Below are 14,484 nucleotides of genomic sequence, written 5' to 3' on the forward strand. Positions count from 1 at the left end.
CATGATCACCCTCCACCTCATCGGCATCGGCACGGGCAATCCCGACCATCTGACTTTCGCGGCGGTGAAGGCGATGAACGCGGCCGACCTGATCCTGCTGCCCCGCAAGGGCGACGAGAAATCCGACCTTATCGACCTGCGCCGGACGATCTGTGCCGAATTGCTGACCAATCCAATCAGGATCGTGGAATTCGATATGCCCCGGCGCGCTGACCGACAGGATTATGTCGACGCCGTCCTCGACTGGCACGACGCTATCGCCGCGCTCTGGATGGAGCAGATCGTTCGGAACCTTCCCGACGGCGGCACGCTTGCGCTGCTGGTCTGGGGCGATCCATCGCTTTACGACAGCAGCCTTCGCATCGCCGCGCGCCTGCCGAACGTCAGGGTCCGCGTCACCCCCGGCATCACGAGCATCCAGGCGTTGACCGCCGCCCACGGCATCTGCCTCAACGATCTGGCAGAGCCCGTGCTGATCACCACCGGCCGCCGCCTTCGCGAACAGGGCTGGCCGGACGGCGCCGACAGCCTTGTCGTCATGCTGGACGGCGATTGCGCCTTCCAGACCTTGGCGGCCCAAGGCATCGACATATGGTGGGGCGCCTATCTGGGCATGCCGCAAGAGACGCTGGCGTATGGCCCGCTGGCCATGACCGGACCAGATATCATCCGACGCCGCACCATGCTCCGCAAGGAACAGGGCTGGATCATGGATATCTATCTTTTACGCAAGCGCGGTCGAGCCCAACGGCCCTGAAGCCGTCAAGCGACGTTGGGCATCAACTCGATGATAGGCCTGCTGGCTACCTGTCGCATGCCGTCGACCGCCATTTCGGCCCGGCGGCGGAATTCAGCGGCCATGGCCTGATGCATCATGCGCGCCGAGGCATCGGCGGTCGTCGCCGCCAGTTGTTCATGCATCCTTGCCCGGTCAAGACACTCTTCTGGTGTAAGAGCATTCGTCATGAATCGAACTCCTGCCTGTCGCGGGGGCTCATCCTCTCCATCGCCTTGGCAGAGCGACAGATCAAACTTCGCCCACGAAAAACCGGCCGTCAACTTAGCCGTTCCTAACACGGATTGAAAACGGAATCTTGCCTGCGCCCAGCACCCGTCCCCCCCCGCGCACCGGTTTAGCGCAACCACCCTGCGGTGGGCTGCGCGCTGTGGCTCTTCAACGCCTTGCGCGTTTCGGAGTCGACCTCCGTCAACAGCACTTCATAACCCCAGAGATTTGCCAGGTTTTGCAAGACCATGGCAGCATCGCCCGCGTCCAGTTGCACGCCATCCAGGACGGCATGCTCCACGATCAGCTTGCGGTCGCCGGCCAGGTCGACATCGACCACCTGGATGTCCGGTTCCTGCCGCCCGATTTCATATTCCCGCGCCAAAGAGCGCCGAATCCGCCGATAACCGCGCTCATCATGAATGGCGTCGACCCGCAACTCCGACTCGCCCTGCCGGTCGAGAATCTTGAACAGCCGCCATTGCCGGATCAGATGAGGACTCAGAAATTGCGAAACGAAGCTTTCATCGCGATAATTGGCCCAGATATCCTTCAACACCTCCATCGCGTCGCCCGATCCGGCGATTTCCGGGAACCATTGCCGGTCCTCCTCCGTCGGCTCGCGGCAGATGCGCTCAATGTCCGACATGATGCCGAAACCCAGCGCATAGGGATTGAACCCACTAAAATGTCCTGAATCATAAGTAGGTTGATAGACGACATTGGTATGGGATTGCAGGAATTCCATGAATGAACCGTCGGTGATCCAACCCCGTTCATGCAGTGTCGTCATGATGCGATAATGGGTATAGGTGGCGCATCCCTCATTCATCGCCTTGGTCTGGCGCTGAGGGTAGAAATATTGCGCGATCAGCCGCACGATCCGCAATATTTCCCGCTGCCAGCTTTCCAGCCGGGGGCCGGTCTTTTCAAGGAAATAGAGGATATTCTCCTGCGGCAGCCCAAGGGCCGCCCGCCTTGCGTCGCTGGGGATCGCGTCGGCCTTGGCTCCTGTGGGTACTGTGCGCCACAGATCGTCATAAATCCGGTCGCGATAGGCCTGACGCTCCGCTTCCCGCGCTGCCTCGGCCTTGAGATCCCTCGGCCGGACGCGAGGATAGCGGTGCACGCCTTGGTTCATCAGCGCATGGGCAGCATCCAGCACCCGCTCGACCGGCAACTGGCCATAGCGCTCCTCGCATTGCGCGATATAGCGCTTGGCGAACTCCAGATAGTCGAGAATCCCTTCCGCATCGGTCCATTGCTTGAAGACATAATTATTCTTGAAGAAATGATTATGTCCGAAGGCGGCATGCGCGATGACCAAAGTCTGCATCGTCGCGCTGTTTTCCTGCATCAGATAGTTGATGCAGGGATCGGAGTTGATGACCAGTTCATAGGCCAAGCCCCGCAGCCCCTTGCGGTACATCATCTCATTGGTCACGAACTGCTTGCCGAAGGACCAATGCTTGTAAAAAAGCGGCATGCCTATGGAGGAATAGGCGTCCAGCATCTGTTCCGCGCTGATGATTTCTATCTGGTTGGGATAGATATCCAGCTTCATTTCCTTGAGCGCGATCGGCTCGATCGTATCATGGATGCGGTTGATGAGCGAAAAGTCCCAATCGCTCCCCGTGAACAGCGGGGCCGGTGCCAAAGCGCCCGTCATGCCAACTCCACCATCATGAACTCCGCTCCGCCACGCCCTTGCGCTGGAACAATTCGCGGAAAACGGGATAGATTTCGCGCCGGTGATGCACCTTGCGCATCACAAAATTGCGGTGGGCCTCGCTGACCGGCGCATAGGCTTGCCACAGCCCGGTCGCCGTACCGACCGTCTCGATATCGGCAAATTCCTCGCGTCCGACCTCCAGATAGGCGAAATATTGGCTGAACGGCAGGATTTCCTGCTGCATCAGGCTGACCACCCGGCCATTGTCGGATTGCATGGTGTCGCCGTCCGACGCCTGCGCCACATAGATGTTCCAATCGTCCGGCCGGAAACGTTCCTGCACCACCTCGATCAGCTTTTCCAGCGCGCTCGATACCAAAGTCCCGCCCGTCACCGTGCTGTAGAAGAAGGTCTGCTCGTCCACTTCCGCCGCCCGGTCGGTATGGTGGATGAACACCACCTCGACATGCTCGTAGCAGCGCGTCAGGAACAAGTGCAACAACGCGAAGAAACGCTTCGCCAGATCCTTCATATGCTCCGTCATGGAGCCGGATACATCCATCAAACAGAACATCACTGCCTGGGCCACCGGCTTGGGCACCGTTTCGAACCGGCGATAGCGCAGGTCGACGGGATCGATATAGGCGATCAGATTGCGCCGCCGGATGATCGTCGAGCGCTCCTCCCGCAAGGCCTCCAGCCGCACGGCGTCGTCGGGCAAGGCGGGATCGCGTGCCTCGATCAGCGCAATCTCTTCCTCGATCCGCGCAAGATCGGCGCCCTTGGGACGACGCAGCGCCAGCCGCCGCGACATCGCCTTCTGCATGGTGCGCGGCACGGACAGGTTGGATGGATTGCCGGCCGTCGAATAGCCAGCGCGCCGAATTCCGTCGACCGCCCCGCCGATCAGCCGCCGCTTGGCCAGGTCCGGCAGCTCCAGATCGTCCAGGAACAGGTCCAGAAACTCTTCCCGGCTGAGAGCGAACTGAAAATCGTCATTCCCCTCACCCTGCCCGGCTTTCGATCCCGCACCCGCGCCGCCGTCGGGCCGCTTGATCCGGTCGCCTTCCATATAGTCGTGATTGCCGGGGAACACCCGTTCGCGATTGCCACCCTGCGCGGCGCGATGCAGCGTCGGTTCGTGGATGACGTCGCGCTGGATCGAAATCTGGCCTTCCTTGTCCAGATCCTTGATGCTGCGGTCCTTTAGACTATCGCGCACCGCCTGCTGCACATAGGCTCTTGCCCTCCGCAAGAAGCGTTGCCTGTTGACCAGGCTCTTGCCTCCTGGATTCAGCCGTCTGTCGACTATGTGCATGGTGGCTTATGCGCCCTCCATCAACCGGCCTGTTTCACGCGGATATACCATTCGACAAGCCGCCGGACCTGCCGCTCAGTATAGCCTCTTTCGATCATCCGCGCGACGAATTCGTCATGCTTGCTCGCGGTGTCGCCATCCTTCTTCGACCCAAAGCTGATGACCGGCAACAGATCCTCGACCTGGCTGAACATCCGCTTCTCTATGACTTCGCGGATCTTCTCGTAACTGGTCCAGGACGGATTGCGCCCGTCATTGCTTGCCCGCATGCGCAGCGCGAATTTCACGACCTCGTTACGGAAATCCTTGGGATTGGCGATGCCTGCGGGCTTTTCCGTCTTAGACAGCTCCTGGTTGATGATTTCCCGGTCCAGCAACTGCCCGGTGTCGGGATCCTTAAAGTCGAGATCTTCGATCCACGCGTCGGCATAGGCGACATAGCGGTCGAAAAGATTCTGCCCATAATCATGGTAGGATTCGAGATAGGCCTTCTGAATCTCATTGCCGATGAACTCAGCGTAGCGCGGCGCCAGCTCGCCCTTGATGAACTCCAGATAGCGCGCCTCGACCTCGGCCGGGAACTGCTCCTGCCGTACCATGCCTTCCAGCACATACATGAGGTGCACCGGGTCGGCCGCGATCTCGATCGTGTCATGGTTGAAGGTGGCCGACAGCGCCTTGAAAGCGAAGCGGGTGGAAATGCCCGACATGCCTTCATCCACGCCCGCGGCATCGCGATATTCCTGCAAGCTCTTGGCCCTGGGGTCGATCTCCCGCAGCATTTCGCCGTCATAGACGCGCATCTTGGAATAGAGATTGCTGTTCTCATGCTCGCGCAGCCGGGTCAGCACCGAAAAGCGCGCCAGCATGTCCAAAGTCCCCGGCGCGCAGGGCGCCTTGCTGAGATCGGATTCCCTCAGCAATTTCTCGTAAACATGCCGTTCTTCAGTGGACTGCAAACTATAGGGCACCTTGATGACGTAGATGCGGTCGATAAAGGCTTCATTATTCTTGTTATTCTTGAAATTCGCCCATTCCGATTCATTGGAGTGGGCCATGATGATGCCGTTATAGGGGATGGCGCCGATATTCTCCGTGCCGATATAATTGCCCTCCTGCGTCGCGGTCAGCAACGGGTGGAGCATCTTGATCGGCGCCTTGAACATCTCGACGAATTCCAGCATGCCCTGGTTCGCCCGGTTGAGACCGCCCGAATAGCTGTAGGCATCGGGATCGTTCTGAGAGAGCATCTCCAGCTTGCGGATGTCGACCTTGCCGACCAGCGAACTGATGTCCTGGTTGTTCTCGTCACCCGGCTCGGTCTTGGCAATGGCGACCTGCCGCATGCGCGAGGGCATCATCTTGACGACCTTGAACTGCGAGATGTCGCCGCCAAACTCGTCCAGCCGCTTACGGCACCAGGGGCTGATCATGCCGGTCAGCCGCCGCCGGGGGATAGCGTAATTTTCCTCGATGAAATCGCCATGCTGCTCGGCATCGAACAGCGCGAGCGGGCTTTCGAAGATCGGGCTGATCTCGTCCCCTGCCTTCAGCACATAGATGGGATGGACCTCCATCAACGCCTTGAGCCGCTCCGCCAGCGACGACTTGCCGCCGCCGACCGGACCCAGCAGGTAGAGTATCTGCTTGCGCTCCTCCAATCCCTGGCTGGCATGGCGCAGGAAACTGACGATATGTTCGATCGTCCCTTCCATGCCGTAGAAATTGGTGAAGCTCTTATAGCGTCGGATCGTCCGGTTCATGAAGATCCGGCCCAACCGCTGATCGCGCGAGGTGTCGATGATCTCCGGCTCGCCGATCGCCGCCAGCAATCGCTCCGGCGCTGATGCATGCATCAATGGATCGTTGCGACACCCCAGCAGATAATCTTCGACGGACATTTCGGCCTGACGCCGATCATCGAACTTCCGCGTAAAGCTGGAAAACAGCTCATTTTTTGTCACTGGCGACTCCCGCTAAAGTAGCCACGGAATGTATATAGACCCATATGGTCCGTAAAAACAGTGTAATAGAAGGATGATAGAGTAAAAAATTCAAATCTGTCCGAAAGTTAATCTGCATAGTTCTATAAAAAAGAACGCACGATGCTCGTCCGGCGAAGCGAAAGCATTTCCGGCATTTGCACGACGGTAATCCTGCGACCGGCAAGACCTTACCGCGCCGCCGTCATGCAGCATCTTCAAATCGGCGCGACGTTCCCCCGCCGCGATCTAATGCATAGTGTCACCTGAGGCCTTGAGAGGGAAGAGGGTAATGGAGATAATCTCGTCAAGGTTGCATTGGTTCCACTGCGCTCTCCCGCCCTGAGTCCGGATCGATCGGTCAGAGTCTGTTTGGAAACGCGCGGAAGAGCGCATTTTAGCGCCGCACCAGCCCTCCCCCTCACCCGGCCACCCATATGATACTGCCGTTGGGTGGCCGGGTGAGGGAGAGGGCTGGTGCGGCTATGCGTCCAAGGGCGCATCTCAGGCCTTCATATCGATCGTGGCTGCCAGTCCCCCATCCGATGCATTGGTCAACCGCACCGACGCTTCGAAACTCAGCGCCAGCGACCGCGCGATGGTGAGGCCGATTCCCGTCCCCGGCCGCCCGCCCGGCTGACCGGCCGTTCCGCGGGTGAAGGGCTCGAACATCTGATCCAGTTGATCGGGCGCTATGCCCGGCCCATGGTCGCGCACCTCGATCAGCACGCGCCCCGCCTGCCGCGCGCAACTGATGTCCGCGCTGCCGCCATATTTGACCGCATTGTTCACCAGATTGCTGATGCAGCGCGTGAGCGCATTGGGCTTGACCCGCACGGTCCCGCCACAGCCCGCCAGGAAACGGACCGGCGATCCCAGATCCTGCGCGTCCTCCGCCATGCTGGTGAGCAGCGAATCGATGTCGATCACCGACCAGTCCTCCTGCGCTTCCGTGCTTGCCGCCAGGTCCAGCCCCTCGCGCACCAGCGTCATCATAGCCTGATGATCCTGCAGCAGCCGCGCCCGCAATTCCTCATTCTCGACCAGTTCCAACCGCAGGCGCAGGCGGGTGAGCGGCGTCTGAAGGTCATGGCTGATCGCGGCAAGCAATTGCGTCCGCTCGGCAAAGCCAGCCCGCACCCGGCGCTGCATCAGGTTGAAGGTGGACAGCGCCGCCCGCACCTCTTCCGGCCCCCGTTCGGGAATTTCCTCCGGGTCGATCGATATGGAGAAGGCCTCGGCCGCCCGTTCCAGCCGGCGCAGCGGCTTGGCGACGAAGCGCGCCACGACGATCGCCAGACCCGCCGAAGAGAGCAGGATCAGCAGCAGATAGACCGGCTTGGCAAGATTGCTGGGCGGCTTGACCAGGCGCGGCAGATAGAGCGCGAGCGACCGCCGCTCGCCCGTGCTGTCGGTAAAGCGGACGACCCAGCAATCGGGCCGCGGCGCGCCGATCAGTCCGGCCGCACGGTTATTCGGATCGGCCTTGCTCGCAGGGAAGCAAAGCCCCGCAGGCACCTGCCCCGCCTCCGGGTTGGAACGCGGCCCGAACCGCGCCTCCAGCGCGTGCGCCAAGGCCGGGTCCGGATCGGTCAGGGCGATTCCGCTCGGCGCCGTCCTGGCGCCCATGATCTGCTGGTCCTTGAGCATCGCCTCGATCCGCACCGGGTCATGACTCAGGCGCTGCGCGATGTCGACGGCGCTCGCCACCACGCGCTGCAGGCGCCAGCGTTCGAAATCGAGATGCCGGGCCTGCTCCGCGACCAGCAGCGCCAGGATGGCGGCGGTCATCATGCCGACCGTCAGCAACAGGAATATCTGTCCCACCAGCGACCGGAAGAAATTGCGCGCCCGCGCCACGACCGGAACCATCATTCGTATGTCACCGTGCTGGCCAGGACGTAGCCTTCGCCGCGCACAGTCAGGATCAGGCCGTCGCCGCCGGGGCTGTCGGCCAGCTTCTGCCGCAACCGGCTGACCTGCAAGTCGATCGACCGATCGAACGCGGCCGTCGCCCGCCGCTCCGGCACCAGCGCCTCGCGGGAAAGCACCATATTGGGCTCCTCTATGAAGCGGGAGAGCAAGCGGAATTCAGCGGAGGACAGCATGATCAGCCGGTCGTCGATGGCGATCAGGCGGCGCTGGAACAGGTCCAGCCGCCAGGGTCCGAAACGCGCGATCCGCGCCGTCTTTTGCCGCACGGGCTCTTCGTTCCGCGATCGCCGCAACAGGTTGCGGATACGCACCAGCAGTTCACGCGGCTCGAACGGCTTGGTCAGATAATCGTCGGCGCCCAGCTCCAGCCCCAGCACCCGGTCGATGGCGCTGCCCCGCGCCGTCACCATGATGATCTGAACGCCGCTGCCCTGCGCCCGCAATTCCCGACACAGCGACAGCCCGTCGCCGTCGGGCAAGTTGAGGTCGAGCACGATCAGGTCGACCGCCTGCGTCGCCAAGAGCGCTTGCAGTTCGCCAAGGCTCCCTGCCGCCAGCACCTCATAGCGTTCCTGCGCAAGCTGGCCGACGATCAGATCCCGGATATCCTCATCATCATCGACGACAATCACGCGGGGCGGACGGGACGGATCGGGCATGGGCGCCTTCTAGCCGCATTTTCGCGTCAAGTCTGCGCCTGCCGCCCGCGCAGATACATAAAGATACAATCCGCTACAGATTGAACCATCGGGACAATAAGTCGCGCTGGAATGGTGCGCGCCAAACGATCATGAGGGCAAGGTCGGCGCCGGATGACGGAGCCGACCTTCGCCCGGCGCGTCCCTCCCCTCCCCCTGCGCCGGGCGAAGATCCCTCTCGTCATTTGGACCCGTCCACCGACCATGCCCAGCCGCCTCTCTGCCCTCCGGATCGCCCCCATCGCGCTTTGTGCGCTGGTCGCCGCCTGCGGTCACAGGGAACCGCCGAAAAAAGGGCCGGTCGAGGTCGGCGTGGTGACGCTGACGACGCAGAATGTCACAGTGTCCACCGAATTGCCCGGCCGCACCGCCTCCACCATGATGTCGGAGGTCAGGCCGCAGGTGGCGGGCGTGGTCCAGAAGCGCCTCTTCACCGAAGGCTCTTATGTGACGGCGGGCCAGCCGCTCTACCAGATCGACCCTTCGCTCTACCGCGCCTCCCGCGACGAGGCGCAGGCGACGCTGGCCAGCGCGCAGGCGACCGCCGCCGCCGCCCAGGCAAAGGCCAATCGCTACCGCACCCTTGGCCAGAGCGAGGCAGTAAGCGCGCAGGATCGCGACGATGTGATCGCCACCGCCCGCCAGGCCGCCGCCGCCGTGAGCCAAGCCCGCGCCACGCTCCAGACCACCGGCATCAACCTCAATTTCACCCAGGTCCGCGCCCCGATCAGCGGGCGCATCGGCCGGTCCTCGGTCACGCCCGGCGCGCTGGTGACCGCCAGCCAGACGACAGCGCTCGCCACCATCCAGCAGCTTGACCCGATCTTCGTCGATGTGACGCAGTCCAGCGCAAAGCTGCTCCAACTGCGCCGCGCCCTCGCCGCCGGCAACGCGCTGCCCGCCAGCGCCACGATCCGGCTGAAACTGGACGACGGCACCGACTATCCGCTCGAAGGCCGCATTGAATTTGCCGAGCCGATCGTCGATCCAGACAGCGGCACCGTCACGCTGCGGGCGCGCTTCCCCAATCCCGACAGCCTGCTGCTGCCGGGCATGTTCGTGCGCGTCGTCGCGCCGCAATCGGTCGTTCCGGGCGCCATCCTCGTGCCGCAACAGGGCATCAGCCGCGACCCCAAGGGCAACGCCACCGCCCTGATCGTGGACAAGTCGGGCAAGGTCGAACGCCGCATCGTCACCGCAGCGCAGGCGGTGGGTGACAAATGGCTGATCACCAGCGGGCTTATAAAAGGCGACAGACTGATCGTGGAGGGCACCGACAAGGTGCAGCCCGGCGACGCGGTGAAACCCGTGCCCGTCGATCAGGCCGCGAAATAAGGGGTCGAGACCTTGCTCAGCCGCTTTTTCATCGAACGGCCCATTTTCGCCTGGGTCATCGCCATCGGCATCATGATGGCGGGCCTGGGCGCGATGCTGACCCTGCCGATCGCCCAATATCCCGACATCGCCCCGCCGTCGGTCAATATCAGCGCCAACTATCCGGGCGCTTCCGCCGAAACCGTCGAGACCAGCGTCACCCAGGTCATCGAGCAGCAACTCACCGGCATTGACGGCCTCATGTATTTCTCCTCCTCGTCGACCGCCAACGGTCAGGCGCGGATCACCGTCACCTTCAAGAAGGGCACCGATCCCGACACCGCGCAGGTGCAGGTGCAGAACAAGGTGCAGCAGGCGCTGAGCCGCCTGCCCAATGCCGTGCAGCAACAGGGGCTGACCGTCACCAAGTCGCAGAATGACTTTTTGATGGTGGTGGGCCTCTACGACCGGACCGACACGGCTTCGCAGGCTGATATTGCCGACTATCTGGTCAATAATTTCCAGGATCCCATCGCCCGCGTCGACGGCGTGGGTTCCTCGCAGATCTTCGGATCGCAATATGCGATGCGCATCTGGCTGGACCCCTATAAGCTGGCGACGGTCAAGCTGATGCCTTCCGACGTGCAAAGCGCCATCGCCAGCCAGAATGTCGAAGTGTCGGCAGGCCAAATCGGCGCCGATCCCGCGCCGGAGGGGCAGCAACTCAACGCCACCGTCACCGCCCGCGCCCGCCTGCAAACGCCCGATCAGTTCCGCAACATCATCGTCAAGACGCAGGGCGACGGTTCGGTCGTCCACCTGTCCGACGTGGCGCGTGTGGAGCTGGGCAATGAAAGCTACACCTCCTCGGCGCGCCTGAACGGCCATCCCGCATCCGGCATGGCGCTTCAGCTCGCTCCGGGCGCCGACGCGCTCAAGACCGCGGAACTGGTCAAGGCCAGGGTGGCGGAACTGTCGACCAACCTGCCGCACGGCTACACCGTCAGCTATCCCCGCGACACCACGCCCTTCATCAAGCTATCGGTCGAGGAAGTCGTCCAGACACTGATCGAGGCGGTCGGGCTGGTCGTGGTGGTGATGTTCCTCTTCCTGCAAAGCTGGCGCGCCACTTTGGTGCCCGCCATCGCCGTGCCGGTGGTGCTGCTCGGCACGTTCGGCGTGCTGGCGCTGTTCGGCTATTCGATCAACACGCTGACCCTGTTCGGCATGGTGCTGGCGATCGGCCTGCTGGTCGACGACGCCATCGTCGTGGTCGAAAATGTCGAACGCATCATGGAGGAGGAAGGGCTTTCCCCCCGTGACGCCACCATCAAGTCGATGGAGGAAATCGGCAACGCCCTGATCGGCATCGCCCTTGTCCTGTCCGCCGTGCTGCTGCCCATGGCCTTTTTCGGCGGGTCGACGGGCGTCATCTACCGGCAATTTTCGATCACTATCGTTTCCTCCATGCTGCTTTCGGTGCTGGTCGCGCTGATCCTCTCCCCCGCGCTCTGCGCCACGATCCTGAAACCCATAGGCGAGGAGCATCGCGAACGCGGCTGGACCGGCAGGTTCAACCGCTGGTTCAGCCGCGTCACCAACGGCTATATGAGCCAGCTCAACGGCTTCATCGGCCGCCGGACCTTTTTCTGGATCGGCTATGCCGTCATTCTCGCCCTGCTCTGGCTGCTGTTCGTCCGCTTGCCGACCAGCTTCCTGCCGGTGGAGGATCAGGGGCAGGTGATGGTCCAGATCACCCTGCCCGCCGGCGCCAAATCCTCCCGCACGGCCGCAGCGGTGGAGCGCGTCCAGAATTATTTCATGAGCGATGAGAAGGACAATGTCGCCTTCGCCTTCGTGACCCAGGGCTTCAGTTTCGCGGGACAGGGCGAAAATACCGCGCAGGGATTCATCAACCTGGCCCCATGGGACGAGCGCAAGGGGGCGGCCAACAGCGCGACGATGATCGCGAACCGCGCCACCAAGCAGCTCGCCGCGATCCGCGATGCGAAGGCGCTGGCCATGACCCCGCCCTCCATTCGCGGCCTGGGCCAGTCCAACGGCTTCACCTTCGAGCTGCTGAACACCGGCGGCCTCAGCCGCGAGCGCTTTCTAGCGCTGCGCAACCAGCTTATGAAGGCCGCCGCGAACGACCCGAAACTGGCCGGCGTGCGCGCCGCCACGCTGGAGGACACGCCGCAACTCAAGGTCGACGTTGATTCCGAGAAACTCGCCGTCCTCGGCCTTACCCAAAGCAGCGTCGACAATGTGCTGAGCGCCGCCTGGGGCAGCACCTATATCAACGATTTCGTCGACCGTGGCCGGGTGAAGCGCGTCTATATGCAAGCCGACGCGCCATATCGCGCGCTGCCGACGGACCTCGACAACTGGCAGGTGCGGTCCAGCACCACCGGCGAAATGGTGCCCTTCTCCGCCTTCGCCACCACCCATTGGACGATGGGGCCGACCACCGTGTCGCGCTATAACGGACAGTCCTCCTATGAAATCCAGGGCCAGGCCGCGCCCGGCGCCAGCTCGGGCGAGGCGATGGACGAGATGGTGAAGCTGCAAAAGCAGCTCCCCGCAGGCACCGGCTATGCCTGGAGCGGCCTGTCCTATCAGGAGCAGCTTTCCGGCGGGCAGGCGCCACTGCTCTATGGCCTGTCGGTGCTGGTGGTATTCCTGTGCCTCGCCGCGCTCTATGAAAGCTGGTCGATCCCGCTCGCGGTGCTGCTGGTCATCCCGCTCGGCCTGATCGGCGCGGTGCTGGCGGTGACGCTGCGCGGGCTGGAGAACAACATCTATTTCCAGGTCGGCCTGCTCACAACCATGGGCCTGGCCGCCAAGAACGCGATCCTGATCGTCGAATTCGCGGAACTCGCCTATCTGCAAGGCAAGGACGCCACGACCGCCGCTCTGGAAGCGGCGCGCCTGCGCTTCCGGCCGATCCTGATGACTTCGCTGGCCTTCATCGCAGGCGTCATTCCGCTGGCCATCGCCACGGGCGCGGGCGCGCAGAGCCGCGTCGCCATCGGCACGGCGGTGGTCGGCGGCATGCTGACCGCTACCGTGCTCGCCATCTTCTATGTCCCTCTCTTCTTCCTGACGATCATGCGCATCTTCAACCGCGAGAATCCGCCGCCCGCCGCTGCCCCCGCCACGGAGGTTCCGGCATGAAGCGCGCCCTCCTCGCCCTGACCTCGGCCGCCGCATTGTCGGCCTGCAACATGGCGCCCCATTATGTCCGCCCCACGCCGCCCGTGCCCGCCAGCTTCCCCAGCGGCCAGGCCTATGCGCCGACGGTCGCCACGGAAAAGCCCGGCCTGCCCTGGACCGCATTGGTGGGCGACCAACGCCTCAGGACGGTGATCGAACGCGCCCTCGCCAATAATCGCGACCTGCGCGCCGCGCTCGCCAATGTGGAGGCTGCCCGCGCCCAATATCGGGTCCAGCGCGCCGCCCAGCTTCCCGCCGTCACGGGCGAGGCGGCGGCCAGCTTCGTCCGGCGGAACGACGACCGCCAGAACAGCTACAGTGCCGACATCGGTTTCAGCGCGTTCGAGATCGACCTGTTCGGCCGGGTGAAGAACCTCACCCGCTCGGCGCTCGAATCCTATCTCGCGACGGAGGAAGGAGCGCGGGCGACCCGCATCACCCTGATCGCAGAGACGGCCAGCGCCTATGCCACCCTGGCCGCCGACCAGGAATTGCTGGCGCTTTCCCGCCAGACACTGGCCAGCGCGGAACGCACGCTGGCCCTCACCCGGTCTCTCAATGGTGCGGGCCTGATCGGCAAGCTCGACGTGCATCAGGCCGAAACCACGGTGGAGCAGGCGCGCAGCGATATTGCCGCGACAATCACCCAGGTCGCTCAGGATCGGAATGCGCTTGATCTTCTCGTCGGTGCCCCGGTCGAGGACGCCTTGCTGCCCCAATCGCTGCAAGAGCTGACCGGCAGCGTCGCAAAGGTGCCCGCAGGCCTTTCTTCCGACGTGCTACTCCAGCGCCCCGACGTGTTGCAGGCCGAACATCAGCTCAAGGCCGCCAATGCCGATATCGGGGCAGCGCGGGCGGCGATGTTTCCGAAAATCAGCCTGACCGCAGCCATCGGCGTGGCGAGTTCGGCGCTGTCCTCGCTCTTCACCGGCGGGGGCTTTGCCTGGTCCGCGGCGCCATCTGCGACCATGCCGATCTTCGGTGGCGGCGCACGCGGCAATATTGACTATAGCAAGGCGCAGCGCGACATCAGCCTCGCCCAATATGAAAAGGCGATCCAGACGGCCTTTCAGGAAGTGTCCGACGCCCTCGCCCGCGAAGGCACGATCGACGACCAGCAGGCTGCCCAGCAACGTCTGATCCTTGCCAGCCGGCGCAGCTACACACTGGCCGAGGAACGCTATCGCGCGGGCATCGATACCTTCCTCAACAGCCTGACCAGCCAGCGCAGTCTCTACAATGCTCAACAAAGCGCCATCGCGACGAACCTGACACTGATCCGGAACCGCATCCTGCTCTATCGGGTCATCGGCGCGGATTTTGCGAGCGGACGATAGGCCGCC

Annotated in this window: 10 protein-coding genes; 4 read left to right on the forward strand and 6 right to left on the reverse strand. The window is 62.9% G+C overall.

Annotated elements, in window-relative coordinates; all coding sequences use genetic code 11:
• Position 1: 1 nt before the first annotated feature.
• Positions 2 to 757 (forward strand): precorrin-6A synthase (deacetylating), encoded by a 756-nt coding sequence (gene cobF / locus VVT58_RS16785; RefSeq protein ID WP_327754577.1) that lies wholly within the window; start codon positions 2 to 4, stop codon positions 755 to 757.
• A 5-nt stretch (positions 758 to 762) separates the two neighbouring features.
• Here the strand turns inward: cobF and VVT58_RS16790 are convergent, their stop codons facing one another.
• The 6 genes from VVT58_RS16790 to VVT58_RS16815 form a co-directional block, all read right to left on the reverse strand.
• Positions 763 to 966: a hypothetical protein gene (locus VVT58_RS16790; RefSeq protein ID WP_327754578.1), complete on the reverse strand. Its 204-nt coding sequence runs from the start codon at positions 964 to 966 to the stop codon at positions 763 to 765.
• Positions 967 to 1,133: 167 nt separating this feature from the next.
• On the reverse strand, positions 1,134 to 2,675 hold the full coding sequence (locus VVT58_RS16795) for a SpoVR family protein (RefSeq protein WP_327754579.1): 1,542 nt from the start codon (positions 2,673 to 2,675) through the stop codon (positions 1,134 to 1,136).
• Between the two features lie 13 nt (positions 2,676 to 2,688).
• Positions 2,689 to 3,996 (reverse strand): YeaH/YhbH family protein, encoded by a 1,308-nt coding sequence (locus VVT58_RS16800; RefSeq protein WP_066562538.1) that lies wholly within the window; start codon positions 3,994 to 3,996, stop codon positions 2,689 to 2,691.
• A gap of 20 nt (positions 3,997 to 4,016) precedes the next feature.
• Complete coding sequence (locus VVT58_RS16805; protein WP_066562540.1) at positions 4,017 to 5,960, reverse strand: PrkA family serine protein kinase; 1,944 nt, start codon at positions 5,958 to 5,960, stop codon at positions 4,017 to 4,019.
• A 522-nt stretch (positions 5,961 to 6,482) separates the two neighbouring features.
• Entirely contained in the window at positions 6,483 to 7,853 is a 1,371-nt protein-coding gene (locus VVT58_RS16810; RefSeq protein WP_327754580.1) for an ATP-binding protein, read from the reverse strand.
• Positions 7,850 to 8,572: a response regulator transcription factor gene (locus VVT58_RS16815; protein WP_327754581.1), complete on the reverse strand. Its 723-nt coding sequence runs from the start codon at positions 8,570 to 8,572 to the stop codon at positions 7,850 to 7,852. Before VVT58_RS16815 ends, VVT58_RS16810 begins: the two co-directional genes overlap by 4 nt.
• Before the next feature lie 243 nt (positions 8,573 to 8,815).
• On the opposite strand from VVT58_RS16815, the gene VVT58_RS16820 reads away from it, so the two are divergent.
• Genes VVT58_RS16820 through VVT58_RS16830 form a run of 3 tightly spaced genes read left to right on the forward strand, consistent with a single transcriptional unit; the run spans position 8,816 to position 14,478 of the window.
• Complete coding sequence (locus tag VVT58_RS16820; RefSeq protein ID WP_327754606.1) at positions 8,816 to 9,946, forward strand: efflux RND transporter periplasmic adaptor subunit; 1,131 nt, start codon at positions 8,816 to 8,818, stop codon at positions 9,944 to 9,946.
• A 12-nt stretch (positions 9,947 to 9,958) separates the two neighbouring features.
• Positions 9,959 to 13,102, forward strand: a complete 3,144-nt coding sequence (locus tag VVT58_RS16825) for an efflux RND transporter permease subunit (protein ID WP_327754582.1) — start codon at positions 9,959 to 9,961, stop codon at positions 13,100 to 13,102.
• The gene (locus tag VVT58_RS16830; protein ID WP_327754583.1) at positions 13,099 to 14,478 is read left to right on the forward strand and encodes an efflux transporter outer membrane subunit; all 1,380 of its coding nucleotides are present in this window, start codon (positions 13,099 to 13,101) and stop codon (positions 14,476 to 14,478) included. Before VVT58_RS16825 ends, VVT58_RS16830 begins: the two co-directional genes overlap by 4 nt.
• The last annotated feature ends 6 nt before the right edge of the window (positions 14,479 to 14,484 follow it).

The organism is Sphingobium sp. SJ10-10 (genome assembly GCF_036038995.2).
Lineage (GTDB): Bacteria > Pseudomonadota > Alphaproteobacteria > Sphingomonadales > Sphingomonadaceae > Sphingobium.